At 69.3% G+C, this 25615-nt stretch carries 31 protein-coding genes; 16 read left to right on the top strand and 15 right to left on the bottom strand.

Translation table 11 applies throughout. The features are described 5' to 3' along the window. Positions 1–164 precede the first annotated feature (164 nt). Together IGS68_RS01240 and chrA are read left to right on the top strand one after the other, a co-directional pair. Complete coding sequence (locus IGS68_RS01240) at positions 165–506, top strand: DUF4174 domain-containing protein (protein WP_201076736.1); 342 nt, start codon at positions 165–167, stop codon at positions 504–506. 93 nt (positions 507–599) lie between these two features. Next, entirely contained in the window at positions 600–2024 is a 1425-nt protein-coding gene (chrA, locus tag IGS68_RS01245) for a chromate efflux transporter (RefSeq protein WP_201076737.1), read from the top strand. Between the two features lie 11 nt (positions 2025–2035). Here chrA and IGS68_RS01250 read toward each other — a convergent pair whose 3' ends face one another. Continuing rightward, positions 2036–2611: a type 1 glutamine amidotransferase domain-containing protein gene (locus IGS68_RS01250; RefSeq protein ID WP_201076739.1), complete on the bottom strand. Its 576-nt coding sequence runs from the start codon at positions 2609–2611 to the stop codon at positions 2036–2038. Positions 2612–2922: 311 nt separating this feature from the next. Between IGS68_RS01250 and modD the strand changes: the two genes are divergently transcribed. Further along, positions 2923–3771: a ModD protein gene (gene modD / locus IGS68_RS01255; protein ID WP_371821870.1), complete on the top strand. Its 849-nt coding sequence runs from the start codon at positions 2923–2925 to the stop codon at positions 3769–3771. A 24-nt stretch (positions 3772–3795) separates the two neighbouring features. Next, entirely contained in the window at positions 3796–4500 is a 705-nt protein-coding gene (locus tag IGS68_RS01260; RefSeq protein ID WP_201076741.1) for an NnrU family protein, read from the top strand. Positions 4501–4664: 164 nt separating this feature from the next. Here the strand turns inward: IGS68_RS01260 and IGS68_RS01265 are convergent, their stop codons facing one another. After that, positions 4665–5876 (bottom strand): argininosuccinate synthase, encoded by a 1212-nt coding sequence (locus IGS68_RS01265; RefSeq protein WP_201076743.1) that lies wholly within the window; start codon positions 5874–5876, stop codon positions 4665–4667. Positions 5877–6018: 142 nt separating this feature from the next. Between IGS68_RS01265 and IGS68_RS01270 the strand changes: the two genes are divergently transcribed. Then, on the top strand, positions 6019–6339 hold the full coding sequence (locus tag IGS68_RS01270; protein ID WP_201076745.1) for a hypothetical protein: 321 nt from the start codon (positions 6019–6021) through the stop codon (positions 6337–6339). Here the strand turns inward: IGS68_RS01270 and IGS68_RS01275 are convergent. The 4 genes from IGS68_RS01275 to IGS68_RS01290 form a co-directional block, all read right to left on the bottom strand. After that, positions 6318–6578, bottom strand: coding sequence for a hypothetical protein (locus IGS68_RS01275; protein WP_201076747.1), 261 nt, complete (start codon positions 6576–6578; stop codon positions 6318–6320). The genes IGS68_RS01270 and IGS68_RS01275 overlap by 22 nt on opposite strands. 22 nt (positions 6579–6600) lie before the next feature. After that, positions 6601–6858, bottom strand: coding sequence for a hypothetical protein (locus tag IGS68_RS01280; RefSeq protein ID WP_201076749.1), 258 nt, complete (start codon positions 6856–6858; stop codon positions 6601–6603). Positions 6859–6909: 51 nt separating this feature from the next. Next, positions 6910–8103 (bottom strand): dual-specificity RNA methyltransferase RlmN, encoded by a 1194-nt coding sequence (rlmN, locus tag IGS68_RS01285; RefSeq protein WP_201076751.1) that lies wholly within the window; start codon positions 8101–8103, stop codon positions 6910–6912. A gap of 65 nt (positions 8104–8168) precedes the next feature. Beyond that, complete coding sequence (locus tag IGS68_RS01290; protein WP_201076752.1) at positions 8169–8714, bottom strand: invasion associated locus B family protein; 546 nt, start codon at positions 8712–8714, stop codon at positions 8169–8171. Positions 8715–8984: 270 nt separating this feature from the next. Here IGS68_RS01290 and IGS68_RS01295 point away from each other — a divergent pair, with 270 nt between their 5' ends. Continuing rightward, positions 8985–9560: a sigma-70 family RNA polymerase sigma factor gene (locus IGS68_RS01295; RefSeq protein WP_201076753.1), complete on the top strand. Its 576-nt coding sequence runs from the start codon at positions 8985–8987 to the stop codon at positions 9558–9560. Then, positions 9557–10237 (top strand): ChrR family anti-sigma-E factor, encoded by a 681-nt coding sequence (locus tag IGS68_RS01300; protein WP_201076754.1) that lies wholly within the window; start codon positions 9557–9559, stop codon positions 10235–10237. Before IGS68_RS01295 ends, IGS68_RS01300 begins: the two co-directional genes overlap by 4 nt. Positions 10238–10252: 15 nt before the next feature. Here IGS68_RS01300 and IGS68_RS01305 read toward each other — a convergent pair whose 3' ends face one another. Together IGS68_RS01305 and IGS68_RS01310 are read right to left on the bottom strand one after the other, a co-directional pair. Next, positions 10253–10636: a hypothetical protein gene (locus tag IGS68_RS01305; protein ID WP_201076755.1), complete on the bottom strand. Its 384-nt coding sequence runs from the start codon at positions 10634–10636 to the stop codon at positions 10253–10255. Positions 10637–10784: 148 nt separating this feature from the next. Further along, entirely contained in the window at positions 10785–11318 is a 534-nt protein-coding gene (locus IGS68_RS01310) for an RNA methyltransferase (protein WP_201076757.1), read from the bottom strand. Positions 11319–11391: 73 nt separating this feature from the next. Between IGS68_RS01310 and IGS68_RS01315 the strand changes: the two genes are divergently transcribed. The 5 genes from IGS68_RS01315 (at position 11392) to IGS68_RS01335 (ending at position 16304) form a co-directional block, all read left to right on the top strand. Further along, on the top strand, positions 11392–12495 hold the full coding sequence (locus IGS68_RS01315; protein WP_201076758.1) for an asparaginase: 1104 nt from the start codon (positions 11392–11394) through the stop codon (positions 12493–12495). Positions 12496–12577: 82 nt separating this feature from the next. Beyond that, positions 12578–13567 carry an NADPH:quinone oxidoreductase family protein gene (locus IGS68_RS01320; protein ID WP_201076760.1) on the top strand — a complete coding sequence of 330 codons (990 nt, stop codon included), beginning with the start codon at positions 12578–12580 and terminating at the stop codon, positions 13565–13567. 29 nt (positions 13568–13596) lie between these two features. Then, positions 13597–14865, top strand: a complete 1269-nt coding sequence (locus tag IGS68_RS01325; RefSeq protein WP_201076761.1) for a class I SAM-dependent methyltransferase — start codon at positions 13597–13599, stop codon at positions 14863–14865. 36 nt (positions 14866–14901) lie between these two features. After that, positions 14902–15096 carry a hypothetical protein gene (locus IGS68_RS01330; protein WP_201076762.1) on the top strand — a complete coding sequence of 65 codons (195 nt, stop codon included), beginning with the start codon at positions 14902–14904 and terminating at the stop codon, positions 15094–15096. A gap of 185 nt (positions 15097–15281) precedes the next feature. Further along, positions 15282–16304: an acyltransferase family protein gene (locus tag IGS68_RS01335; RefSeq protein ID WP_201076763.1), complete on the top strand. Its 1023-nt coding sequence runs from the start codon at positions 15282–15284 to the stop codon at positions 16302–16304. Positions 16305–16371: 67 nt separating this feature from the next. On the opposite strand, the gene IGS68_RS01340 is transcribed toward IGS68_RS01335, so the two are convergent. The 5 genes from IGS68_RS01340 to pspF all read right to left on the bottom strand — a co-directional run bounded on the left by IGS68_RS01340 (position 16372) and on the right by pspF (position 21348). Then, positions 16372–16578 (bottom strand): hypothetical protein, encoded by a 207-nt coding sequence (locus IGS68_RS01340; RefSeq protein WP_201076764.1) that lies wholly within the window; start codon positions 16576–16578, stop codon positions 16372–16374. Positions 16579–16704: 126 nt separating this feature from the next. Then, positions 16705–18864, bottom strand: a complete 2160-nt coding sequence (locus IGS68_RS01345; RefSeq protein WP_201076765.1) for a sensor histidine kinase — start codon at positions 18862–18864, stop codon at positions 16705–16707. 159 nt (positions 18865–19023) lie between these two features. After that, a complete protein-coding gene (locus IGS68_RS01350; RefSeq protein ID WP_201076766.1) occupies positions 19024–19191 on the bottom strand; it encodes a hypothetical protein in 168 nt (55 codons plus the stop codon). Positions 19192–19455: 264 nt separating this feature from the next. Continuing rightward, positions 19456–20205 carry a TRAP transporter substrate-binding protein DctP gene (dctP, locus tag IGS68_RS01355; RefSeq protein ID WP_201076767.1) on the bottom strand — a complete coding sequence of 250 codons (750 nt, stop codon included), beginning with the start codon at positions 20203–20205 and terminating at the stop codon, positions 19456–19458. Between the two features lie 123 nt (positions 20206–20328). After that, complete coding sequence (gene pspF / locus IGS68_RS01360; protein ID WP_201076768.1) at positions 20329–21348, bottom strand: phage shock protein operon transcriptional activator; 1020 nt, start codon at positions 21346–21348, stop codon at positions 20329–20331. A gap of 191 nt (positions 21349–21539) precedes the next feature. Here pspF and IGS68_RS01365 point away from each other — a divergent pair, with 191 nt between their 5' ends. From IGS68_RS01365 to pspC, 4 genes are read left to right on the top strand one after another with little or no spacing between them, the layout of a single operon-like run. After that, entirely contained in the window at positions 21540–21695 is a 156-nt protein-coding gene (locus tag IGS68_RS01365) for a hypothetical protein (protein WP_201076769.1), read from the top strand. A gap of 57 nt (positions 21696–21752) precedes the next feature. Continuing rightward, positions 21753–22430, top strand: a complete 678-nt coding sequence (pspA, locus tag IGS68_RS01370; protein ID WP_201076770.1) for a phage shock protein PspA — start codon at positions 21753–21755, stop codon at positions 22428–22430. A gap of 3 nt (positions 22431–22433) precedes the next feature. Further along, complete coding sequence (gene pspB, locus IGS68_RS01375) at positions 22434–22664, top strand: envelope stress response membrane protein PspB (RefSeq protein ID WP_201076771.1); 231 nt, start codon at positions 22434–22436, stop codon at positions 22662–22664. Further along, positions 22661–23065 (top strand): envelope stress response membrane protein PspC, encoded by a 405-nt coding sequence (gene pspC / locus IGS68_RS01380; RefSeq protein ID WP_201076772.1) that lies wholly within the window; start codon positions 22661–22663, stop codon positions 23063–23065. The genes pspB and pspC overlap by 4 nt, the downstream gene beginning before the upstream one ends. A 94-nt stretch (positions 23066–23159) precedes the next feature. Here pspC and IGS68_RS35880 read toward each other — a convergent pair whose 3' ends face one another. Beyond that, complete coding sequence (locus IGS68_RS35880; protein WP_256445748.1) at positions 23160–23282, bottom strand: hypothetical protein; 123 nt, start codon at positions 23280–23282, stop codon at positions 23160–23162. Positions 23283–23536: 254 nt separating this feature from the next. Then, complete coding sequence (locus IGS68_RS01385) at positions 23537–25498, bottom strand: methyl-accepting chemotaxis protein (protein ID WP_201076774.1); 1962 nt, start codon at positions 25496–25498, stop codon at positions 23537–23539. Positions 25499–25615: the final 117 nt, after the last annotated feature.

Here is a 25615-nt window from a genome sequence, read left to right on the forward strand (position 1 = left end):
GACTGTCTGCTCCCCCGGAAGACGCGGCGGGCGCGGATGCGCTGCCGTGATGCCGATCATATGCCTCAAATGCGATCGCCGCAATCGGCGGAAAGTCGCGGCACGGGACCGTGGGGCGGAGTGTTGACGAGGTTCGACATATCGATTGCCCGAGGAGTTTCCCGATGGTTTCCCTGGACGTCTATCGCGGGAAGAACCGCGTCCTGCTGGTCTTCGGCCCGTCGCCCGAGGATCCCCAGGTCCAGCACCAGCTGACCAGCGCCGCCGACAACAAGGACGATTTCGCCGACCGGGACCTGATCGTGCGGGCGATGCCGGCGAGCGATCCGGAAGCGGCGGGCTTCCGCGAGCGATACGGCGCGCCGGCCGAAGGGTTCGCCGCGATCCTGATCGGCAAGGACGGGACCGAGAAGCTGCGCCGGAGCGAGCCGATCCTGGCCGAGGAGCTGTTCGCCGCCATTGATTCGATGCCGATGCGGCAGGACGAGATGGAGCGGGGCGGCTGAATTGGGCGGTGCCCCGCCGCGGGGCTGTTGCTCCCGGACGGGACTCCGGCCTAGGGTCCTGTCGGGCGACAACCGGGGCAAGGATTTCCCGACATGACAGACATCCCCGCGGACCGCTCCGGTCCGCCGCGGCCCGGCTCTTCGAGGCCGGGTTCGTCGAGTCCGGGCCACGGCGTCAGCCTGGGGACGGCGTTCCGCGTCTGGATGCGGATCGGCCTGCTGAGCTTCGGCGGGCCGGCCGGGCAGATCGCCTTGATGCACAGGATCCTGGTCGAGGAACTGCGCTGGATCGGCGAGACCCGGTTCCTGCACGCGCTCAACTATTGCATGCTGCTGCCAGGACCCGAGGCCCAGCAGCTGACCGTCTATATCGGCTGGCTGATGCACAGGGCGGCGGGGGGACTGATCGCCGGAATCCTGTTCGTGCTGCCCGGCGTCGTCGCGATCATGGCGCTGAGCCTGGTCTATGCCGCGTTCGGGTCGGTGCCGCTGGTCGCCGCGCTGTTCTTCGGCCTGAAGGCGGCGGTGCTGGCGATCGTGCTCCAGGCGGTCGTCCGGCTGGGCGGCAAGGCGCTGAGGAACGGGGCGGCGCTGGGCATCGCGGCGGCGGCCTTCGCCGCGATCTTCCTGTTCGACGTGCCGTTCCCGCTGATCGTGCTGGGGGCGGCGCTGATCGGCCTGGCAGGCGGGCATTTCGGGTGGAGCGCCTTCGCCGGGGGTGGCGGCCACGGCTCGGTCGGGGGACGCGCCGTGGACGATGCCGAATCGTTGTTGGGCGAGGAGATCCCCGCCCATGCCCGGCCGACCCTGGGATGGTCGCTGAAGGTCGCCGCCATCTGCCTGGCGCTGTGGCTCGGCCCGATCCTGGCGCTGGCGCTGTGGCTGGGCTGGGACGACACCTTCACCCGGATCGCGCTGTTCTTCTCCAAGATGGCGGTGGTCACCTTCGGCGGCGCCTACGCCGTGCTGGCCTATGTCGCCCAGCAGGCGGTGGAGACCTATGGCTGGCTTCGACCGGGCGAGATGCTGGACGGGCTGGGCATGGCCGAGACGACGCCGGGACCGCTGATCATGGTGCTCCAGTTCGTGGGATTCATGGCCGCGTTCCGCGATCCCGGCAGCCTGCCGCCTTTGCTGGCCGGCGTGCTGGCCGGGCTGCTGGCCACCTGGGTCACCTTCGTGCCCTGTTTCCTGTGGATCTTCCTGGGGGCGCCCTTCGTGGAGAAGCTGCGCGGCAACCGGGCCCTGGGCGCCGCGCTGGCCGCCATCACCGCGGCGGTGGTCGGGGTGATCCTGAACCTGGCGATATGGTTCGCCTTGCACGTCCTGTTCCGGGAGGTGCGCGAGACCCGGGTGGCCGGGATGAGCATCGATTGGCCGGTCCCGGCCTCCATCGACCCGGCGGCGGCGCTGCTGAGCGCCGCCGCCGTGGTCGCGGTGTTCCGCTTCAAGGCCGGGGTGCTGCCGGTGATCGGCGCGTGCGCCGCTGCCGGGCTGCTGATCCATTTCTTCCGGTAGGCGCCGCCGGCTTACTCGGCGGCGGCCTTGGCCTGTCCGCGGTGGCGGCCCTCGGCGATCTCCTCGATCAGCTTGGCGCAGAAGGCCGGTAGGTCCTTCGGCGTGCGGCTGGTCACGAGACCCTTGTCGGTCACCACCTCCTCGTCCAGGACGTTGGCCCCGGCATTGGCCAGGTCCTTGCGGATCGGGGCGACGGCGGTCAGGGTGCGGTCCCGGACCAGATCGGCGCTGATCAGGACCTGCGGGCCGTGGCAGATGGCGCCGACCGGCTTTCCGGCGGTGAAGAAGGCGCGGACGAACCGGAGCGCCGCCTCGTTGGTGCGCAGCTCGTCGGGATTGAACAGGCCGCCGGGGATCACGAGCGCGTCGTAGTCGTCGGGCCGCGCGTCGTCGAGGACCCGGTCGACGCCGACCTCGTCCCCCTTGTCCAGGTGGCGGTAGCCGCGGATCGTGCCCTGTTCCGGCGAGACCACGTGGACGGTGGCGCCCGCTTCCTTCAATGCCTTTTGCGGCTCGGTCAGTTCAGCCTGCTCGAAGCCATGGGTGGCCAGAATAGCGACCGTGCGACCTTCAATGGACTTCGGCATGTCTTTCCTCCAACGTAAGTACAAGATCTTCATCGCCCCGGGAAATTACTGGGGATCCTGAGGGCGATTTGATGGGATTGGCATCACGCTGCTATGCAATGCCGCTGATAACAGACTTGGCGTCTATCCCGTTCCGGTCAACCCCGAGGGAAGTGCAAAAATGGATCAGGTCGCTCGATTCGCCGCCTGCGGCCAGACGGGCAGGTGCATTGTCGGGGCGCCGAAGTTACCATCCCGCCCGATTCGATCTAACGCGGTTTCGGCCGAATGCGGTTTCGGCCCAGCGCGGTTACGGGAGGATGCGGGACGTCATGATGCTGCCGATCGGCGACGGCGCGCTGGACGCGCTGCTGGCCCAGGATGCGCCGGCCGGCGACCTGACCACCCACGCCCTGGGCATCGGATCGCGCCCCGGCCGGATCAGCTTCGCCGCCCGCTCCGACATGGTGCTGTGCTGCGCCGAGGAGGCCGCCCGCCTGCTGGAGCGGGCCGGCGTCCGGGCCGCGCTGCGCCACGGCAGCGGCGAGCGGATCGCGGCCGGCACCGTCTTCCTGGAGGGGGAGGGGCCGGCCGGCGGCATCCACCTGGCCTGGAAGGTGGCCCAGACGCTGGTGGAATACGCATCCGGCATCGCCACCCGGACGCGGCGGATCGTCGAGGCGGCTCAGGCGGTGGCCCCCGGGGTGGCGGTCGCCTGCACCCGCAAGAACTTCCCCGGCACGAAGGAGATCAGCGTCAAGGCGGTGCTGGCCGGCGGCGCGCAGATGCACCGGCTGGGCCTGTCGGAGACGCTGCTGGTGTTCCCCGAGCACAGGGTCTTCCTGGACGGCGCGCCGGACTTCCACGGGCTGAAGCGCCGCCATCCGGAACGCAAGCTGGTGGTCGAGGTCGCCTCGGTCGCGGATGCCGTCGCGGCGGCGGAGGCCGGGGCCGACGTGCTGCAGCTGGAGAAGCTGGCCCCCGACGCGGTCGCCGAGGCGGTCCGCCGGGTGGCCGGGCTGGACCCGGTCCCGCTGGTCGCTGCGGCGGGCGGCATCACCGAGGCGAACGCCGCGGCCTATGCCGCGACCGGCTGCGCCGTGCTGGTGACCTCGGCGCCTTATTCCGCGGGGCCGACCGACGTGCAGGTCGTCATCACCGGATCCGGAGTCGCTTCATGAGGGTTCAGCCATGAGAGTTCATCCATGACCGGCAATTTCGGCTGGCTGGCCCTGGCCGCCGCCTTCCTGCTGGCGAGCCATTTCGGCGTGTCCAGCACCGGTCTGCGCACGGCCCTGGTCCGGCGGATCGGCGAGCGGGCCTATACCGGCGTCTACTCGATCGTGGCGCTGGGCGCCATGGTCTGGCTGGTCCGGGCCTATGCCGCCGCCCCCTACGAGCCGGTCTGGTTTCCGTCGGCCTGGATGTGGATCTTTCCGCTGGTCCTGATGCCGCTGGCCTTCCTGCTGCTGGTCGGCGGGGTCAGTACGCCGAACCCGACCGCTGTCGGGCAGGGCGCCTTGCTGGAGAAGGAACTGGGGCCGCGCGGCGTGCTGCGCATCACCCGCAACCCGGTGATGTGGGCGATCGGGCTGTGGGCGGTGTCGCACATGATCCCGAACGGCGACTGGGCCTCCCTGCTGTTCTTCGGGACCCTGGCGGTGCTGGCGCTGCTGGGCTCGGTCCTGATCGATTCGAAGAACGCGGTGCGCAAGGGGCTGGCGTGGGAGCGCTGGACCGAGCTGAGCTCCAACGTCCCCTTCGCCGCCATCGTCCAGGGGCGCCAGAACCTGGCCGCAACCGTCCGGGAGATCGGCTGGATCCGGCTGATCGTGACGCTGGCGCTCTATGCCGGGCTGCTGCACGGCCACGCCTGGCTGTTCGGCGTGTCGCCCCTGCCGCCGGTCTGAGGGCGGGCTGCCGTTCCACTCGGCGCACTGAGTTGCGCCATGGGCGCAACCTACGAGTCGATGCAGGGCAGAGGTGATGCGGGTAGAAGCCCGTGGGTCGCGCGGATCATGGGCCGGCGCCGATCATCCCGGAGGGATCGGCGCCGGCGTCCCGGAACGGCGCTTCAGCTCCCCTTCGCCATGGCGCCCAGGCGGAGCCGCAGCGCGTTCAGCTTGATGAAGCCTTCCGCATCCTTCTGATTGTAGACCGAATCGGCCTCGAAGGTGACGTAGTCCAGGCGGTAGAGCGAGTTGGGGGACTTGCGGCCGACCACGCTGGCCTGGCCCTTGAACAGCTTGAGCCGGACCGTGCCGTTGACCTGCTCCTGCGTCTTGTCGATCAGGGCCTGGATCGCCAGGCGCTCCGGGCTGAACCAGAAGCCGTTGTAGATCAGCTCCGCGTAGCGGGGCATCATGTCGTCCTTGAGGTGCATGGCGCCCCGGTCGAGGGTGATGCTCTCGATGCCGCGGTGGGCGGCCAGCAGGATGGTGCCACCGGGAGTCTCGTAGACGCCGCGGCTCTTCATGCCGACGAAGCGGTTCTCCACCAGGTCCAGGCGGCCGATGCCGTTCTGGCCGCCCAGCTCGTTCAGCCGGGTCAGCACCTGCGCCGGGGTCATGGCGGTGCCGTCCACCGCGACGGCGTCGCCGTGCCGGAACTCGATCTCCACGTAGGTCGGGGTGTCCGGGGCCTTCTCCGGGGCGACCGAGCGGGTGAACATGTCCTCGTCCGGCTCGACCCAGGGATCCTCCAGCGCCTTGCCCTCGTAGGAGATGTGCAGCAGGTTGGCGTCGGTGGAGTAGGGCGCCTCGCCGCGCTTGTCCTTGGCGATCGGGATCTGGTGCTGCTCGGCATAGTCCAGCAGCTTGGTGCGGCTGTTCAGGTCCCACTGGCGCCAGGGGGCGATCACCTTGATGTCGGGCTTGAGGGCGTAGTAGCCCAGCTCGAACCGGACCTGGTCGTTGCCCTTGCCGGTGGCGCCGTGGGCGACGGCATCGGCGCCGACCTCGTTGGCGATCTCGATCTGGCGCTTGGCGATCAGCGGCCGGGCGATCGAGGTGCCGAGCAGGTAGGTCCCCTCGTACAGGGTGTTGGCGCGGAACATCGGGAAGACGAAGTCGCGCACGAACTCCTCGCGCAGATCGTCGATGTAGATCTGCTGCACGCCCATCATCTCGGCCTTCTTGCGGGCGGGCTCCAGCTCCTCGCCCTGGCCTATGTCGGCGGTGAAGGTCACCACCTCGCAGCGGTATGTCTCCTGCAGCCAGCGCAGGATGACGGAGGTATCGAGGCCGCCGGAATAGGCCAGCACGATTTTCTTGATGTCGCCGCTCATGAGGGTGCCCGTACAGTCCGAGGGTAGAAAGCCGGCGCGACATTAGGGCCAAGCGCGGCGGCCCGCAAGACCGCCCGCAGGGCTTCGGGATCCGCAGCGGGCCGCCCGGAACAATCCAGCCTTCCGACCGGTTGAACCCGGCATGAAGACCTTCCTCGTCATCGCCGTTCTGGTAGCACTGCTCGCGGCGGCTCTCGTGTTCGGCTTCGCGGGCTGGAACCTGGACGGCGCCGACGTGGCGATCAGCGGCCACGGGCTGCTGGCCCTGCTGCTGGGCGGGGTGGGCACCCTGGCCCTGGGTGGCGGGCTGATGTTCCTGGTCTTCTACAGCAACCGGCGCGGCTATGACGACGCGGTGGACGACCGGGCCGAGCGCCGGGGCGACGCCGCCCGGAGCACCCGGACCCCGCACGGGTCATGGACCAGCTATCGCGGGACCGATCAGGGCGATCCGCCGGGCTGAAGCCCCTTGCGCTTCGCTTCCTCGTACCGGGGCCAGCGGACATAGGCGAACAGCCAGATCGCCAGCACGTTGAGGCCGGGCACCACCAGCAGCAGGACCCACAAGGGCTTGATGCCGAGCCGGGCCAGCAGGAACGAACCGGCGGCCAGGGTCCAGGTCAGCATGATGCCGATGATGATCAGCGACACGTTGGGATCGACGTCGCGGAAGAAGGTCACCGTCTCGCTCAGATTGCCCATGCCGGTATCTCCTTCATGCGCTTCATGCCTTCGCCCGCTGGACCGGGCGGGGTTTCTTGCGCGGCTGGGGCGGCGGCTTGGGAGGCAGGGTCGGCCACTTGGAATGGAACAGCACCAGCAGGACCAGCAGCTGGCCCAGCAGCGGGATCGCGACCGACACGAAGACCAGCAGCGACCAGACGGGGTTGAGGCCGGCCCGGCGGAAGATCCGCCAGAGCGGCCACAGCACCGCCAGGCTTAGCGCCAGGTTGAACCAGAACGGATCGAGGAAATACTGCACGGCGATGATTCCAGCGGTGGCCTGCCCGGCGATGATCTAGGGCAAAAGCCCCTAGAGGGAAAGGGCCGCTTCCTTCTCGGCCACCGCCAGGGCGACGGCGGCGCGGGCCGCGGCCTCCTCCGCCAGCCGGTCCGACGCGCGCTGCTTGACGCTGTCCGACTTCAGCTGCCCGCAGGCCGCCATGATGTCCTCGCCGCGCGGGGTGCGGACGGGGCTGGCATAGCCTGCGTTGTTGACGTAGTCGCCGAACTTGCGGATCGCGGCGTCGGTCGAGCGCTCGAACGGGGCGCCCGGCCAGGGATTGAACGGGATCAGGTTGATTTTGGACGGGATGCCGTCGAGCAGCCGCACCAGCTCCTTCGCGTCCGCCAGGCTGTCGTTGACACCCTTCAGCATGACGTACTCGAACGTGATCCGGCGGGCGTTGTTGATGCCGGGATAATTGCGGCAGGCGTCGAGCAGCTCGGCGATCGGGTATTTCCGGTTCAGCGGCACGATGCGGTCGCGCAGCTCGTCGGTGACGGCATGGAGGCTGACGGCGAGGTTAACGTTCAGCTCCTCGCCGCAGCGGCGCATCATCGGCACGACGCCGGAGGTCGAGAGCGTGATCCTGCGCTTTGAGATCGCGATCCCTTCGCCGTCCATGACGATCTTCAGCGCCTTGGCGACGTTGTCGTAATTGTAGAGCGGCTCGCCCATTCCCATCATCACGATGTTGGACAGCATGCGCCCGTCCTTGGGCGCCGGCCACTCGCCCAGCCGGTCGCGGGCGTGCATGACCTGCCCGACGATCTCCGACGGTTCCAGGTTGCGGACCAGCCGCTGGGTCCCGGTGTGGCAGAACCGGCAGGTCAGCGTGCAGCCGACCTGGGACGACACGCACAGGGTGCCGCGGTCCTCCTCCGGGATGTGGACGGTCTCGAACTGCTGGCCGTCGGCCATGCGCAGCAGCCACTTGGCCGTGCCGTCCGACGACTTCAGGTCGCGGGTGACCTCGGGCCGGTCGATGAAGAAATGCTCCGCCAGCTGCTCGCGCACCGGCTTCGCCAGCGTCGTCATCACCTCGAACGACGTGGCGCCGCGATGATAGAGCCAGTGCCAGACCTGGCGCGCGCGGAAGGCCGGCAGGCCGAGCGTGCCCAGCTCGGCGGCCAGCTCGACGCGGTCGAGGCCGATCAGATTACGGCGCCCGTCGGCCCTGGAGGCCGGCGGCGCGAACATGCTTGCATGACTTGAAACGCCCATGCGGCGCTAAATGGGGCCTCGCCCCTGCGGTGTCAAATGCTGCGTGGAGCGGCAGGCCCCCCGAATCAGCGCTTGACGTCGCACGCCTTGCTGATCGCGTCGTAGGCCGCGGCGGTGCCCGACAGGCTGTAGGTGTCGGTGGTCGCCGTGCCGCGGTTCGACGTGCCCTTGACGATCATGGCGGAGCCGCTGCGGATCGCGTCGACCAGCGCCCGGTCGGTCCTCTCGTCGCGTGCCCAGGCCGTGTCGCCGTCGGTGAACAGCTTGAAGTTCTGGTTGCCGATCGAGACGGTGGTCTCGCTCTTTTCCTTGTAGGTGTAGCCGGTCGTCACGCTGACCACGTCCAGGCTCTTTTCCGCCGGACGGTGCGTGATCAGCACATAGATGTCGCCGCGCTGCTTGTAATTCCCCTCGTCCTTCTTCGGCCGGCTCGACATGTAGCAGACCTTCTGGCCGTTCTCGTCGTACGAGAAGGCGTTCCAGTCGTTGAACGAGCCGATCAGCTGCGGTTCCGCGGCGATGGCCGAGGTTCCGGAGGCGAGCGTCGCGAGGGCGAGGCAGAGGGCCGGGAAGAGGCCGGCAGACCGGAAGGACGGGATGAGGCTGATCATTGTGCAGGTGCGAAATGGTATCGGCATGGCGCCACACTATACAGGTTGAGGGAGGATTTCCAGCGCCCGTAGCGCCCAAATTAACCGTGGTAACCACTCTTGTGCGCAGGCGTTGGAAAAATTTCCGTTAACCGGGTGATCCGACACGGGGCCTCCCGCGTACAACCCGCCATGGGATGCGCACTTTCATCGAGGGCGACGCCGATGGGCGGGGCGCCGGCCGTCATCTGCGGGCTTGTCCTGGGGCGGGTATTCACCTTCAATAGGGGAATGCCGGATATTCCGCCCCTTGCCGCCGCCCAGGAGCGGTCGCTCGACGATCTTCTGGTCGCCGTCGCGCGCGACCGGGACCGGGAAGCCTTTTCCGAGCTGTTCCATCGGATAGCGCCCAGGCTGAAGGGCTACCTGCAACGGCTCGGCGCCGGCCCGGCCCAGGCCGACGAGCTTACGCAGGAGGTCATGCTGCTGGTCTGGCGCCGTGCCGGGTCCTTCGATCCGGCCCGTTCCGGTGCCGCCACCTGGATCTTCACCGTCGCCCGCAACAAGCGCATCGACGCCATCCGGCGGGAGCGCCGGCCCGAGATCGATCCCGGCGATCCCGCCCTGGTTCCTGACGTGCCGCCGAGCGCCGACCGCGCCATCGAATCGGTCGAGGACACCGCGCGCCTGCGCGCCGCCATCCTGAAGCTGCCGGCCGAGCAGGCGGACCTGCTGCGGCTGGCCTATTTCGAGGACCAGCCCCACGCCGCGATCGCCGAGACGCGCGGGCTGCCGCTCGGGACCGTCAAGTCGCGGCTGCGCCTCGCCATGGGCCGCCTGCGCCGGGAGCTGGAGGACGGGCGATGATCCCGGCCCATCATCCGGACGACGCGCTGCTGGTCGGGTACGCGGCCGGGACGCTGGACGAGGCGACCAGCCTCGTGATCGCCACACACCTGGCGCTCTGCCCCGGCTGCCGCGACGCCGTGGCCCTGTTCGAGGCGGTCGGGGGGGCGCTGCTCGACGATGTGGAGCCTGTTCCGATGGCACCGGACGCGCTGCCGGCCCTGTTGTCCCGGCTGGACCGGGAGGGGAACGTCGGACCGGTGCCCGCCGGGACCGTCGGTCCGTCAAGCGGGTCCGATCCGGCGCCGGCGCTGCCCCGGCCGCTGCGCGACTATGTCGGCGGCGACCTCGATGCGGTCCGGTGGAAGCGGCTGATCCGCGGCGTCGATCTGTACGACATTCCGGTCGGCTCCGCCGGCGGAGGGCGGATCAAGGTCCGGCTGATGCGGGTCAGGGGCGGCGTCGCGGTGCCCCAGCATACCCACGAAGGCATCGAGATGACCCTGGTGCTGGCCGGAGGCTTCAGCGACGCCTCCGGGCATTACCGGCGCGGCGACCTCGCGTGTTCCGACTCGGACGTGGACCACCGGCCGGTCGCAGACCAGGGCGAGGACTGCGTCTGCGTCGCCCTGACCGACGCTCCCTTGCGCCTGACCGGCCCGCTGATGCGCCTGTTGAACCCGTTCGTGAGCTTCTGACCGCCGGGCCGGAGATCAGTGGCGCGGTGCCGCCAGGATGGCCTCGAGACTGTCGGCGGTGAGGTCGGATGCGTCGAAGACGGCGTCGAGCCAGCGGTCGAGATCGGCGACCGTCGCCGCCCGGATGCGACGCTCGGCCTCCTCCGGCACGATGACGCGGCGGCGCTCGACCAGCCGGAGAAGCGCCTCCGCCCGGCCCTCGGCCTCGCCTTCTTCGCGCCCCGCGGCCTCGCCCTCCGCCAAGCCCTGGGCGAAGATCTCGCTGAGGGAGGGGTGTTCCTTGATGTTGAACTGGATCGCCATGGTCTCCAACTCCTCCTTGACGACCGGGGTCGCCCTGCGCAACTGGGACAGGATCAGCAGCTTGGCCGCGGCGTCCGCGCGCTCGCGCCGGTCCATGCGGTGCGGTGACGCGGGGCGAGCTTTCCATTTTTGGCCGCAGATGCACGCAGATGCACGCAGATAAGAATTCTGGATCGGCGTCGGCGGGCCGCGAGCGCGCCCGAGGCCGAAACCCATCTGTGTTCATCTGCGTCCATCTGCGGCCCTATTCCTTCCGGGTCCGGTAGATCTGCTTGCCGTGGACGTGCTCGGGGACCGCCTCGGTCGGGCCGCCGGCGCGGACGGGGCGTTCGGCGAAGCGGCCCAGGCTGATCATGCGGTCGTACATGACCAGGGCTCCGGCGACGCCGACATTGATGCAGAAACGGGTCGGAATCCTGACCACGAACTCGCAGCGCTCGACCAGTCCGGGCGACAGGTTTCCGCGTTCGGGGCCGAACACGTAGGCGGCGCGGAGCGGATGGCGGAAGCTGGGCAGGTCGATCGAGCGGTCCAGCAGCTCGACGCCGACCAGGGCGCAGCCCTGGGGAAGCTCCAGCGATCCCAGGTCGGGATAGTGGTAGAGCGGCAGATGGCCGCCGGCATCGGAGGTGTCGGAGACACGGAGCTGGCGCTTGTCCAGCCGGGCGTCGATGGTGAAGGCGAAACTGGCGCCGAAGGCATGGGCCGACCTGACGAGGTTGCCCACGTTGAAGGCCTTGCTGACGCCCTCTACCCCGATTGCAAAATATCCACGCATGAGCGCACCTTGCACCGGCGCCTTCGCCGGGGCAAGTATCACGCGTTCTGAAGCACCGTCGGATGGAATTCCCATGAGCGATCACCACGGCCACGCCTGTTGCGGACAGGGCCATACCCATGGACAGGACGTGTCCGGATCCCTGGAAGGGCATGCCGAGCTGGGCGCCGCCGAGACGCCGGTCCTGGTCGAGGTGACGCGCGGCGGCATCGTCGAGTCCCGCCACCGCGGCATCGCGGCCGTGGTCGATGCCGAGGGCCACGTGGTCGCCCACTGGGGCGACTTCGAGAAGCCGGTCTATGCCCGGTCCGCCATCAAGTCGCTCCAGGCGATCCCGCTGGTGGAGAGCGGCGCCGCCGAGGCGTTCGGCGTTTCCGACGAGGAGCTGGCGCTGGCCTGCGCCTCCCACAACGGCGAGGAGCGCCATACCAGGCTGGTCTCCGCCTGGCTGGAGCGGATCGGCTGCGGCCCCGCCGACCTGGAGTGCGGCACCCACCTGCCCTACGACGAGGAGACCGCCCACGCCCTGATCCGCGCGGGCGAGGCGCCCGGCACCGTCCACAACAACTGCTCGGGCAAGCATGCCGGCATGCTCTCGACCGCCCGGCACAAGGGCGAGCCGACCAAGGGCTATATCCGCTTCGACCACCCGGTGCAGCAGCGCATCCTGGGCGTGTTGGAGCAGATGACGGCGCGCGACCTGTCCGCGGCGCCCTGGGGCGTCGACGGCTGCGGCATCCCGACCATCGCGATCCCGCTGGGCTCGCTGGCGCTCGCGATGGCCCGGCTGGCCGACCCGCGCGAACTGCCGGACCGCAGGGCCGAGGCGGTCGCCCGCATCCGCCGCGCCTGGGGGACGCACCCCTACCTGGTAGGCGGGCGCGGCACCTTCGATACCCGCATGATGGAGGCGACCGGCGGCGAGGCGCTGGTCAAGATCGGGGCCGAGGGCGTGATGTGCGCCGTCCTGCCCGGCCTGGGCCTGGGTATCGCGGTCAAGATCGAGGACGGCGCCACCCGTGCCGCCGGCGTCGCCATGGCCGCCCTGCTGCGCCAGTGCAAGGTGCTGACCGAGGCGCGCTGGCAGGAGCTGGCGGCGGTGACCCACCCGGAAATCGCCAACCGCGTCGGCCTGGCGGTCGGCGAGGTCCGTCCGGCGGCCGGCTGGCCCGGGTAAGGGCGGGTCCCGACTAAGGTTGGCCCGGCCGGACGGGGGCTATATAGTCCGGCCGCCGAAGAAGGATCGAGGAGGGGAGCCGATGCGTGCCGTGGTGTGCCGGGAATGGGGCGGGCCGGAGAGCCTTGCCTTGGAAGAAGTCGCGGAGCCCGGGGCGCCGGGGGCGGGCCAGGTCCGGATCGCCGTCAGGGCGGCGGGCATCAATTTCGCCGACACGCTGATGATCCGCGGCAAGTACCAGGTCAAGCCGGATTTCCCGTTCTCGCCGGGGCTGGAGATCGCAGGGATCGTCGAGGAGGTGGGGTCCGGCGTGACGTCGGTCCGGCCGGGCGACCGGGTGATGGCGCTGCTCGACCACGGGGGCTATGCCGAGCGGGCGGTGGCGCGGGCCGCCGACGTGTTCCCCATCCCGGATTCGATGGATTTCGAGACGGCGGCGGGCTTCCCGATCGCCTACGGCACCTCGCACGTGGCCTTGTGGGAACGGGCCGGGCTGAAGCCGGGGGAAACGCTGGTGGTCCACGGCGCCGCCGGGGGCGTCGGGCTGACCGCCGTCGAGATCGGCAAGGCCATGGGCGCCACCGTGATCGCCTCCGCCGGATCCGCCGAGAAGCTGGAGGTGGCGTCCGGCCGCGGTGCCGACCACCTGATCGACTATCGCACCGAGGACATCCGCGCCAGGGTCAAGGAACTGACCGGCGGGGCCGGGGCGGACGTGATCTTCGATCCGGTCGGAGGGGACGTGTTCGACGCCAGCCTGCGCTGCATCGCCTGGGGCGGTCGGCTGCTGGTGATCGGGTTCGCCGAAGGGCGCATCCCGCAGATCCCGGCCAACATCCTGCTGGTCAAGAACTGCGCCGCGGTGGGCGTCCACTGGGGCGCCTATCGCCAGCACGCGCCGGCCACCGTCGCCGAGAGCTTCCGCACCCTGTTCCGGTGGTTCGAGGAGGGCCGGATCCGGCCGCACATCTCGCACCGGCTGCCGATCGAGGAGAACGGGGAGGCGATGCGGCTGCTGATCGAGCGGCGCTCGACCGGCAAGGTGGTCCTCTCGATCCCCGGGCGGGGCTGACCCCGGAGATCCGCTTGGAGGCGAATCCGATGCCCGACCGCCTGCGCGCCCAGTACGAGGCCTATCCCTATCCCGCGCGCGATCCCCGCGACGAGGCCAAACGCCTGCTGACCGGGTCGCCGGGGCATCTGGACGAGGTGAACCACTATGTCTTCGGCGGCCGCCTCGGCGGGAGCCGGGGCGGTACGGCGCCGTTCCGCGTGCTGTTCGCCGGCGGCGGGACCGGCGACGGCACGATCATGCTGGCCCAGCAGGCGGCCGATGCCGGGCTGGCGGCCGAGATCACCTACCTGGACCTCTCGGACGCCTCGCGGGCCGTCGCGGAACGGCGGGCCGAGGCGCGGGGGCTGACCGGCATCCGCTTCCGGAACGGGTCGCTGCTCGACCTGGAAGGGCTGGGAAGCTTCGACTACATCGACTGCTGCGGCGTCCTGCACCATCTGGAGGACCCCGCGGCGGGGCTCCGGTCGCTGCTGTCCGCCCTGGCGCCCGGCGGCGGCATCGGGCTGATGGTCTACGGCACGTTCGGGCGGACGGGGGTCTATCCCCTCCAGGACGCCTTGCGGACGCTGGCGGACGGGTTGTCCGACCCGGAGCGGATAGACCTGGCCAAGCGCCTGCTGAAGACCCTGCCGCCGACCAACTGGCTGAAGCGCAACCCCTTCATCGGCGACCACCAGGAATCCGACGCCGGCCTCTACGACCTGCTGCTGCACAGCCGCGACCGGGCCTACACGGTGCCGGAACTGGCGGAGCTGGCCTCGGGCTGCGGGCTTGCCATAACCGCCTTCATCGAGCCGGCGCGCTACGATCCCGCCCGCTACATCGCCGATCCCCGCGTCCGGCGGCGCCTGGAGGGGCTGGATACCGTGGCGCGGGCCGCCCTGGCCGAGCAGCTTTCAGGCAGCATGGCGAAGCACGTGTGCTACCTTGTGCGGCCGGAGGACGCCGCGGACGCCGTGGCCGCGCCCGGCGACCTGGACATGGTGCCGGTGCTGCGGGATTTCGACGGCGCCGCCATCGCCCGCGGTCTCAAGCCCGGCGCAGGACTGCGCGCCGACCTCGGCGGGATGCCGGTGAACCTGCCGATGCCCCGGCTGGCCGGACCGCTGCTGGCCCGGATCGATGGCCGGACCAGCGTGGGTAAGCTCTATGAAGCACTTGGAAAAGTTGAACGAGGGTTGACCATTTCGGCATTCCTTGCACAATTCGCCGACTTGTATACGGTTCTGAACGGGATGAACAAACTCCTGCTTCGCCGGCAACAAGGCGCCGCACAGGACGTTCAGGATTACTGAGCATCCGCGGCGACCATGCCGGAATGCGAGGACGGCATGTGGACAACCATCCTTCAGACAACTACCGCACCCTGGAGTGCTCGACAAAACGCCCGCGGCGGCGTCGAGGTCACCGTCGTCCTGATCCGGATAGCGGCGGTCCTGCTTGGCTTCATTCCGACGGCGCGCCGCGACGGCGGCACCATCATGGCCGTCCGGGGCCAGCGCTGCGTCAAGTCGTCACCGCCCTGATCCACACGATACCCGGCTTTCACTGAAACGGACCCCAGCCCGGGGGGCCGTCTCTCTGCGCTGTCCCCGTGACACGCGCCAGATCCCGGTTTTCGTGAGATCACTTCATGGTGTTGCTGCCAACTTCCGATTCAACGGAACATGGCGTGGGCAGGCCGTCCGGAAGCAAAGCCCGGATCGGCTGGATGGACACGTTGCGCGGGATGGCGATCGTGCTCGTCATCTTCGACCACGCGCTCTATCACGCCACGCTGAGTTCCGACAGCGTTCCAGACTGGATCGCGATCCTGTCGCTCATCTTCAACCCGCTGCGCATGCCGCTGATGGTGTTCCTGTCAGGCATGCTGCTCGGCCCGTCGCTGCGCAAGGGCGCCCTTGACTATCTGTCGGGGAAGACGAGGAACATCCTCTATCCCTATCTGCTGTGGTCGACGGTCTACGTCTCGCTCTGGGTGATCGCGGCCCCGTTCTCCGGCACGCCCCATTCCTGGAGCGAGCTGCTGATGATCCCCTATGCACCCCAGGGGCACATGTGGTTCCTCCACAATCTGTTCCTGTTCTACCTGATCGTGCTGGCGTTCCAGCGGGTCTCGCGGCTGGTCATCGCGGCGGTGGCCCTGGCGGCGTCCGGGCTGGTGGATTTCTGGTACCTCGACCGGTTCTTCTTCCTGCTCGCGTTCTTCGCGCTCGGCGACTACGCCGTCCAGCGGGAGGACCTGATCTCCCGACTGCTGGCCGATCGCAGGGTGGTCGCCGTCATGACCGCGCTGACCATCGGCATGCCGGCCACCGTCCTGCTGCTGGAAACCGATCTGCGGTACCGCATACCCAGCGTCCCGCTGGCCGTGGGCGGCATCGGCGTCATGATCCTGCTGGCCGGGCGAATCGGCGACAAGCCGTCCGCGGCGCTGTTCCGCCATATCGGCCGGAACTCGCTGCCGGCCTATATCCTGCACTGGATCATCCTGGCGATCGCGGTGGTGGTGCTGAGAATGGCCGTTCCGGAGGATCAGGGAATGGTGCTGTTCGCCCTGCTGACGGCGATCGGCTTCGCCGGGACCCTCGTGGCCATCGAGGTGATCAACCGGCTGGGCCTGCATTGGCTGTTCTCGTGGCCGAAACGGACTCGGAAGAACCCGCGGAACGCCGAAAGGCGCGACGGCTCGGCGCACCTGATGCGCGGCGTGCATCTGAGGAACGCCAAATGACGGATTGGCGATGAACCTGACGGGGACGACGGGACGGGCGCCCCCGAAGGCGGGGGAAGGGGGCCGGTCAGACCTGGATGTCGATCCGGCCGCCGCGGCTGCGCAGCCCCTGGTTCGAGATCTCGAAGGACGAGCCCATCAGCTGCGGCGTCTGGTTCTGCCGGCTCTCGTTCTTCTGGACGACCTCCTCGGTCACCGCGTTCTGGGATTGCACGCGTGCCTGATAGCTGGCCCTGACCGGGCTCATCGCCTTGCCGATGTCCGACAGTCCCATGGACATGATCCGCTGACCCCATTCGCTTGGTTCCCGGTCCCGGCATCGCGCCGGGCGTCTTCTATTTATCACAGGCGCGTTCGGGGTGCGACTATCCGTTGAGGGTAGGCGGACAGCTGCATTCCGTCACGCGGCCATGCCGGAGGCCTGCTTGACGGTCGGCAGCGTTACGCGGACGCGGGTCCCCACGTCGACCGTGCTGTCGATGGCCAGGGTACCGCCATGCCCCTTGACCAGGGCGTCGACCAGCGAGAGCCCCAGCCCCGTCCCTTCCTGCCCGCGGGTATAGGCGCTGTCGATCCGTTCGAACGGCTGGAGCACCGTCAGCAGGCGGTCGGCGGGGATGCCGATGCCGGTATCGGAGACGGACAGCTCCATCCGGCTTCCCGCTTGCAGCCGGCAGGCCAGGTCTATCCGGCCGCGATCCGGGGTGAACTTGATGGCGTTGGACAGGAGATTGAACAGGATCTGCTTGACCGCCCGCTCGTCCGCGTAGAGCTGCTCCTCCGCGGCGTCGCCGAGATCGACGTGGAGGGAGTGGCCGTGATCCTCCGCGCGCTGGCGGACCAGCTTGATCACCGAGTTCACCACCGGCCCGATCGCGAGGGAGTTCGGGGCCAGGTCGAGCTTGCCCGCCTCGATCTTGGACAGGTCCAGGATGTCGTTGATCAGCGACAGGAGATGCTCGCCGCTGGCGTGGATGTCGCCGGCATACTCGGCGTAGCGGTCTAGGTCGTCGCCGAAGCTCCGTTCCCGGATGATCTCGGAAAAGCCCAGGATCGCGTTGAGCGGCGTCCGCAGCTCGTGGCTCATGCAGGCCAGGAAGTTGGACTTCGCCCGGTTCGCCTCCTCGGCGCGGGCCCGTTCCCGGTCGCGCTGGTCGACCAGGTTCGCCAGTTCGGCCTCGCGCCGCCTGATCTCGTCGATATCGCTGAACACGCCGATGATCCCGGCCCGCTGGGAGGCCGCGTTGAGGAACACCGCCTTGCTGATGACGGCGGCGCGGAGGCTGCCGTCGGCGTAGCGGACCTTGGTCTCGAAGGTCCGGGAGCCGCCGTGCATGCGCAGGTCGCGGTCGACCTCGGCATAGATCTCGGCGATCTCGGGATCGGCGATGTCGGTGACGCGCAGTCCCCGGATGCCGCCCCGTTCCAGGCCGAGGGCCTGCTCGAACGCCCGGTTGGCGCCGAGATAGACGCCGTCCATGTCCTTGAAGAAGACCGGCAGGGGAATGGTGTCGAGCAGGGTGTGCTCGAACCGGGCGCGGTCCTCCAGCGCCCGTTCGGCCAGGATGCGGTCGGTCACGTCGTGCTGGATGCCGATGAAGTGGGTCAGCCGGCCGTCGTCGTCGCAGACCGGCGCGATGCTGACCTGGTTGTAGAACGGCGAGCCGTCCTTGCGGAAATTGCGCACCGTCGCGACCACCGGCATGCTGTCGCGCAGCGCCCGGCGGATCTCCTCGAGCGCCGGCTGCGCTATTTCCGCCCCGTGCATGAAGCGGGGATTCCTGCCGACCACTTCGGCGGACGTGTAGCCGGTGTTCCGCTCGAAAGCGTGGTTGACCCAGGCGATCGGGGTGTCGGTACCGGCCCGGCAGATCAGGATGCCGTTGCTCGACTGGGCCAGGGCATGGTCCTTGAGCCGCAATTCGGAGATGGCGTCCGACCGCGACCGCTCGATGTGGAACAGCCGGGCCAGCAGCAGCAGCGCGCCGGCGGCCAGGACGCCCACGATCAGGGCCGCGATCGTCACGGTGCGCCACCAGGCGGCCAGCGTCTCCCCCGTCCGGGTCGCCGCGATCGCCAGGAGCGGCAGGACGCGGGTCTGGGCCGCCGCGGCGATCAGGCCGTCCCGTTCGGCGACCTGGATGGCGCCGGCACCGCGACTTCCGCCGCCGATCAGGGCGACCGCGTCGTCCGCGACGTCCTGCCGCTGCCCGGCGAACATGTCGGAGGGCCCGACCACGATGTCGCCGTCGGCCAGCGCCAGGATCTCCACATGCTCGACGCCGGCGGTGTGGCCGTATCCCAGCAGCGCCACCGCCTGGAAACTCGCCTGGGCGATGCCCAGGAAGCGCCCCCGCCGGTCGAGTATCGAACGCCGGAGGGCGATCAGCCCCAGCACATGGTCGTGGCCCATGCTGCCGGTGATCCGGCCGCCGGCATGGTCCCGCAGCGTGGCGGCGTCGAGCGCGAGGTCGGCCGACCTCGGGCAGGCGGAGGAGCGGATGCCGCCGTCGGGACCGAAGATCACCAGGCAGCCGCCGGTCGGCAGGTGGCGGGCCATGAATCGCTGGAGGGGATCGCGGAGCTCCGCCCGGGTTCCCTCCGGGGCCTGCTCCTCCAGGTTGAACGCGGCGGCGGCGAGGGCGATGTCGACCTGGCGAAGGACCCCGTCGGCGTGCTGGGCCAGCAGGATCGCGCGGGTCTCCGCTTCCGAACGGACCTAGGCCAGCCGATCCATGCGGTCCTTCCACAGGCCGACGACCAGGAGCGCGATCACCAGCCCGATGGTCGCGCCGGCGAAGATCGTCGCTCCGGCCAGGGGCGACAGGACATGGAGGGGCGGGCCGGTTCGCTGCCGCCCCTTGGGCGGGCCGTCGGTCATGGTCATTCCTTCAGTCCCGCGGTGATGCGGTCGAGGGCGAGCCGGTCGATCCCGGACCGGAGCGCCACGGCCGCCTGCCCGGTTATCAGCCGGGCCCGCACGGCCGCGGCCCTTTCCGGGGTGGGGACGGCGATCCGGACGCCCGCCGCGAGGGCGCGGCTCCGGGCGTCCGCCTGGGCCCGGGCCGCCAGGGCGCGCCCTTCCTCGACGCCGATTTCCCAGGCGGTGCGCAGGTCGCGGCGGATCGCGTCGTCCAGCTGCCGCCAGAGGTTAATCCGACACCAGAGGGACGTAATGGGAGAAATATTGGCGGTCCTCCAGCGCGAATCGCACGCCCCGGGTCCACAGCGGGACGCTGTCGAGCGTGGCGAAGGTGGTGATCAGCCCGTCCACCCTGTCCTCCGCCAGCGCGCGGGGCAGGTCGTTCCAGGCTATCGTGACGGGTTCGGCGCCGAGCGCCGCGAGTCGCCAGGCGTTCGCCACCCCGCCCGGGGACCGGATGCGCAACCCGGCGAGGTCGTCCACGTCGGCGACCGCCGTCCGGGTGGTGAAGACATGGGCGAAGCCGAGCCCGATCCAGCGGCCGAGAACGATGGCGCCCAGGCCCTCCTCGATCTGGCCGTTCATCGCCTCCACCGCCGGGCCGTCCTGGACCAGCGCCGCCTCTTCCGCGGTGCGCCCGTAGAAGACCGGCAGCATGAAGGCGCCGGTGTCGGGAGCCACCTGGTCGAGTTGCCAAGTCCCGGCGACCGCCATGCCGATCTTGCCCTGGACCAGGGCAGCCAGCACGTCGCGGTCGCGGTAGAGTTCGCCGCCGAACCGGTGGTCGACGTCGATGCGGTCGGCGCAGCAGTCGCGCACCCGGTCGACGAAGCGGCGGACGATCAGGGTCTGCACGTGGTCGGGGCCGTTCTCCGTCGAAATCAGCAGCATCGGCCGGGCCAGGGCGCTTCCCGTGGCGGCGGTCAGGACGGCGGTCAGCAAGGCGACCACGGCGGCAAGGCATATGCGAATCGGCATAATACGAATTCGTAACAGATCCGTCCCGGCCGGGGTTTGATATCGATCAAGACTCCCGTCGGACGCGTCGTGCTGCCGCTGGCCGCGGTGTCGCACCGCGTGCCGTCCTTGCCGCGGCGGCGCTCAGGACGACCGGTCTTCCGACAGGCCGTATTTGCGCAGGTGGCCGCGGAACTGGTGATAGCGGAGGCCGAGATCCGCGGCCGCCCGCTTCTGGTTGAACTGGTTGCGCTCCAGGGCCCCCTTCAGGAGCCCGATCTCGAAGGCGCGCACGGCATCCGGAAAGGAGCCCGGTTCCGGCGGAGCGGGGCCGGAGGCCGGGACCGGAGGGGAGGAAGGCACTGGCGGTGCCGGCCGCCAGGGCGAGGCGAAGGGATCGAGCACCACCGCGTCGACCGGCCGGTCGGGCCGCTCGGACCGATAGACGGTGCGTTCCACCGTGTTCTTCAGCTCGCGGACATTGCCCGGCCAGGGGTGGGCCAGCAACTGCGCGAGGGCGCGGTCGGTGAAGCCGGGGAAATAGGGCCGCCCCAGTTCGCGGGCCATGGCGACGGCGAAATGCTCGGCCAGCAGGGGGATGTCCTCCCGCCGGGCGCGAAGCGGCGGGATCGTGATGACGTCGAAGCTCAGCCGGTCCAGCAGGTCGGCGCGGAACTTCCCCTCCGCCGCGAGCGCCGGGAGATCGGCGTTGGTGGCCCCGATCAGGCGGACGTCGGTCGCCAGGGTCTGGCTGCCGCCGACCCGCTCGAACTCGCCGTACTCGATGACGCGCAGCATCTTCTCCTGGACGGCCGGCGGGGCGTTGGCGATCTCGTCCAGGAACAGGGTGCCGTCGTCGGCCAGCTCGAACCGGCCGACATGGCGCCGCACGGCGCCGGTGAAGGCGCCGGCCTCGTGGCCGAACAGCTCGCTCTCCAGCAGCGACTCGGCCAGCGCGCCGCAGTTCAGCTTGACGAACGCACGGTCCCACCGCCTGGACAGATAGTGCAGGCGGGCCGCCACCAGCTCCTTGCCGGTGCCGCGCTCGCCGATGACCAGCGTCGGCTTGTCCAGCGGAGCCGCCTTGGAGACGTGCTCCAGCATCGCCTGGAAGGCGGGGGATTCGCCCATCAGGGCCGGCAGGTCGGGGGAAGGTCTCGCCATGCGGTGGATTTCGCCAAGAAGTGATCTTTCCCGCCGATATATGGCGAGCATCCTCCCGGGTTCCAGGGGGCGGGCGGCAGGCGCTTTCCATCTTTTCAGTCTTATCAAAGACTTACGGTCGCGTCATCGGGTTGGCACAGGGGGTGCAATACATGAGGCGCATATCAAGACCGTTCCCCTTGGAGACTGCCATGCAGGATTACGCGCGTTACCGGAGCAACTATCGGAACACGGCCCGGTCCAGCCGGAGCACCGGCGAGCGCTTCCTCGACTATCTGCGCACCCGCTCGACCGAGACCTGGGTGTTCTTCGCCGCCGGCGTGATCCTGGGCGCCTTCGTAGGCTGACCGGACGCCGAACCGACCATTCCCCAACAGACAGACCATAGGACGGGACAAGCCATCATGGGCATCTTTTCGCGCCTGACCGACATCATCAATTCCAACCTCAACGCGATCCTCGACCGCGCCGAGGACCCCGAGAAGCTGATCCGCCTGGTGATCCAGGAGATGGAGGACACGCTGGTCGAGGTCCGCTCCAGCACCGTCAAGACCATCGCCGAGCGCAAGGAGATCGAGCGCCGCCTCGTCACCCTGAACCGCGAGCTGGAGGACTGGCAGCGCAAGGCCGAGCTGGCCCTGTCGCGCGACCGCGAGGACCTCGCCAAGGGCGCGCTGGTCGCCAAGTCGAAGATCGCCGAGCAGATCGAGGCGCTTCAGCACCAGCTCGTCCATATCGAGGAGGCGCTGGCCAAGAGCAGCGAGGACATCAGCCGGCTCCAGGAGAAGCTGACGGACGCCAAGAAGCGGGAAAAGGCCATCGTGCTGCGCCAGAAGTCGGCGGCCAGCCGTCTGAAGGTCAACAGCCAGATCCACGACGACCGGATCAACGAGGCGTTCGCCCGGTTCGAGCAGGTCGAGCGGAACCTGGACGAGATGGAAGGGCGGGTCGAGGCTTTCGATCTCGGCCGCAAGAAGACCCTGGCCGAGGAGTTCTCCGACCTGGAGGCCTCGTCCAAGGTGGAGCAGGAGCTGGCCGACCTGAAGGCCCGCCTGCACAACTCCAAGCCGGTGGCGGGCTGAGCCATGGGTGGCGGGGGCGTTTTCGTCCTGGCGGTGCTGTTCCTGACCATCGTGGCACCGCTCTGGATCATCTTCCACTACGTCACCAAGTGGCGGTCGGCCCGCGGGCTGTCCGCCGAGGATGAACGGACGCTGGCCGAACTCTGGGAGAGTGCCGGCAGGATGGAGAACCGGATCGTCAGCCTGGAGAAGATCCTGGATTCCGAGGCGCCGGGATGGAGGAGCCGACAATGAGCTGGCCCGAATCGCCCTTCGCCTCGCCCAACCCGCACCGGCTCTACCGGGACCGGGAACGGGGAAAGCTGCTCGGCGTCTGCGCCGGACTGGCCGACTACTTCGGGGTGGACGTCTTCCTCGTCCGCCTCGGGGTGGCGCTGGGCGGGATCTTCTTCACCATGCCCGTGGTCGGCGCCTACCTGCTGGCTGCGCTGGTGCTCAAGAACAAGCCCGCGCGGGTCTATGCCAGCCGGGAGGAGGAGGACTTCTGGCGCACGGTGGCGACCAAGCCCGATGTCACCATCGCCGGGCTCAAGCACAAGTTCCGGGAGATGGAACGGCGCCTGGGCGGCATGGAGACCTATGTCTCCTCGAAGGAATTCGAACTGGACCGGGCGATCAACGATCTCGATCGGTGACCGGCCGTCAGTTCGAACGGGGTTTCGGCCCGGACGCGCCGTCCGGGTCGGACACTCCTGCCCGGATCCCGTCAAGCGGATGCGGGGTGAGGGATCAGCGGCGCTGGTTGCGCCGGTTGGAACGGACCCGCACGGGAACCGGACGCGGCGCGCTGGCGGCGGCGTAGCAGCCGGCAACGGCGACAGAGGTGATCAAAGCTATCAGAGCGATTTCCATGTATCCTCTCCTTCGTTGCCAATTAGAGTGGTGCAACACCGGTGCGGTTGGTAGGGGTAAAATGAAGCCCTATGCCGTTTTTGCGACTCCGAACAGTTGCCGCTTTTTTGGTCCAGTTCCTTTTACGTGAAATTAACCAAGCATTGGGCTTCGGCCTGCTCCCGGGGGCCCTCCGCGGCCCCTGAAGAATGAACCGCGAAATCGCCGCCGGGTTCCTTGGAACCGTGAAAGATGCGGGCCGCCGCCGGCCGCCGTCAGGCCGCGCGCATATCCCGGATGAAGTCGTCGACATGGCTGCGCAGGGCGTCCGTCTGGAGCGCGAGGGCGGCCACGTCGGCCCGGCCGTCCTCCGCCAGGCCGCTGGCTTCCCGGGCATTGCCCAGGGTGCCGCCGGCCTGCTCGGTGACCACGCGGGTGCCGTCGTTCACCTGGGTCACGTTGCGGGCGATCTCCCGGGTGCTCGCTTCCTGCTGGTCGACCGCCGCGGCGATCGAGGTGACGATGGCGGCGATGCGCCGGATCGTGCCGCCGATCCCGCCGATGGCTCCCGCCGCCTCGCCCGCGACCTGCTGCAGGGCCGCGATCTGGAGGGAGATGTCCTCGGTGGCCTTGGCGGTCTGGTTGGCCAGGTTCTTGACCTCCGATGCGACGACGGCGAAGCCCTTGCCGGCCTCGCCCGCCCGGGCCGCCTCGATGGTCGCGTTCAGCGCCAGGAGATTGGTCTGCGCGGCGATCGAGTTGATCAGCGCGACCACCTCGCCGATCCGGTCGGCGGCGTCGGCCAGTCCCGCCACCGTCGCGTTGGTCCGCTCGGCCTCCTCGACCGACTCCCGGGCGATCGACGAGGATTCCGTGACCTGCCGGACGATGTCCTGGATCGAGGCGGACAATTCCTCCGCCGCGGCGGCGACCGCCTCGACCCCGGCGGTCGACCGGGCCGCCGCCGCCGCCACGGTGGAGGCGGAGGCCGCCGTCCGCTCGGCGACGGCGCCCAGCCGGTCCGAGCGTTCGCCGATCTGCCGGGCCGCGGCCGACAGGGCCGCCGAGACCGAACTCATCGACTGCTCGAAACCCGCGATGCAGCCGTCGCGCCGTTCCGTCCGGCGCTGCCTCTGCTCGATCTGGAGCCGTTCCTCGGCCATCATCCGGTCGATCCTCTCCCGGCTCCCGCGGAACGTCTCCACCGCCCGGGCCATGGCCCCGATCTCGTCCCGCCGGCTGCGGTAGCCGACCTCGACGTCCGTGCGGCCCTCGACCAGCAGGCCCATGGTCCGGGTCAGGCTGTCGATCGGCGCGACCAGCCGGCGGCCCACCAGCACCGCCGCCAGGGCGGCCAGCGCCAGCATGCCCAGGCCGATGGCGGCCGACTCGATCAGCGCGTCGCGCGACGCGGCGATCGCCGCGGTCCGGTCGTGCGCCACTTCCACCGCGCCGATCACCCGCCCCGAATAGTCCCGCAGCGGTTCGGCGGCCAGGGAGTAGGGGATGCCGCCCCGGGAGGTCCGGGCCACCGCCCGTTCGCCGCGCCCGGCGGCGTGCAGCGCCTCCCCGGGAGCCAGCGGTTCGGCGCCGTCGTAGGTCGCGGCCAGGCGCTTCATCCCCTCCGGCGTGTTCACGAAGACGGCGTAATGGATGTCGGGATCCGCCGCGCGCTTCAGCAGGGCGTCGTCCAGGAAGGTGCCGGCCTCCATCGATCCGACGGGGTTGCCGTCCGAGTCGAGGACCGGCACCACGCCGCGGATCGCCAGGCCGAACACGCCGCCTTCCAGCCCGCGCAACGGCTTGCGGGATCGGTTGACCTCCACCAGCATCGGGCGGATCGCGGTCAGGTCGTCTCCCCACTTCTCGATCTGGTTGACGCGCAGCAGGGACCTGACGTCGGCCGTATGGACATGCATCTGGCTGATGCCCGTGGCGGCGCGGTTCGCTTCGAACGGCTGCTTCAGCAGCGCCACCAAGCCGTCGCGGTCGCGGTCGCGGACGAGGCGTACCGTGTCGGTCATCCGGGCCAGGTAGGAGACAAGGATCTCGCTCTCCTCCGCCCGATAATCCAGGGTGGAGACGAAGGCGCGGTACGCGTTTTCCAGCCTTTCGCCGTCATCCGCGTCGATCATGCGGTCGAGGCGGAGGAAGGTGGCGGCGGTCAGCGCCGCCGCGACGAAAGCGGCGATGCACATGGCAAGGCCGAGCACTCGTGAACCGATCGATCCCATCATCGCCATGTCTCGCGCAAATTGGTGCCCGGCAGGCACCATGCCTGAAATACGCGGCGATATGGCGGCCTGCGACAATTCTTCGCTGAACCGGCACGCCGGCGGTCCCCTTCGTCTTGG

Origin of the sequence: Skermanella sp. TT6 (genome assembly GCF_016653635.2) — a bacterium.
GTDB lineage: Bacteria > Pseudomonadota > Alphaproteobacteria > Azospirillales > Azospirillaceae > Skermanella > Skermanella cutis.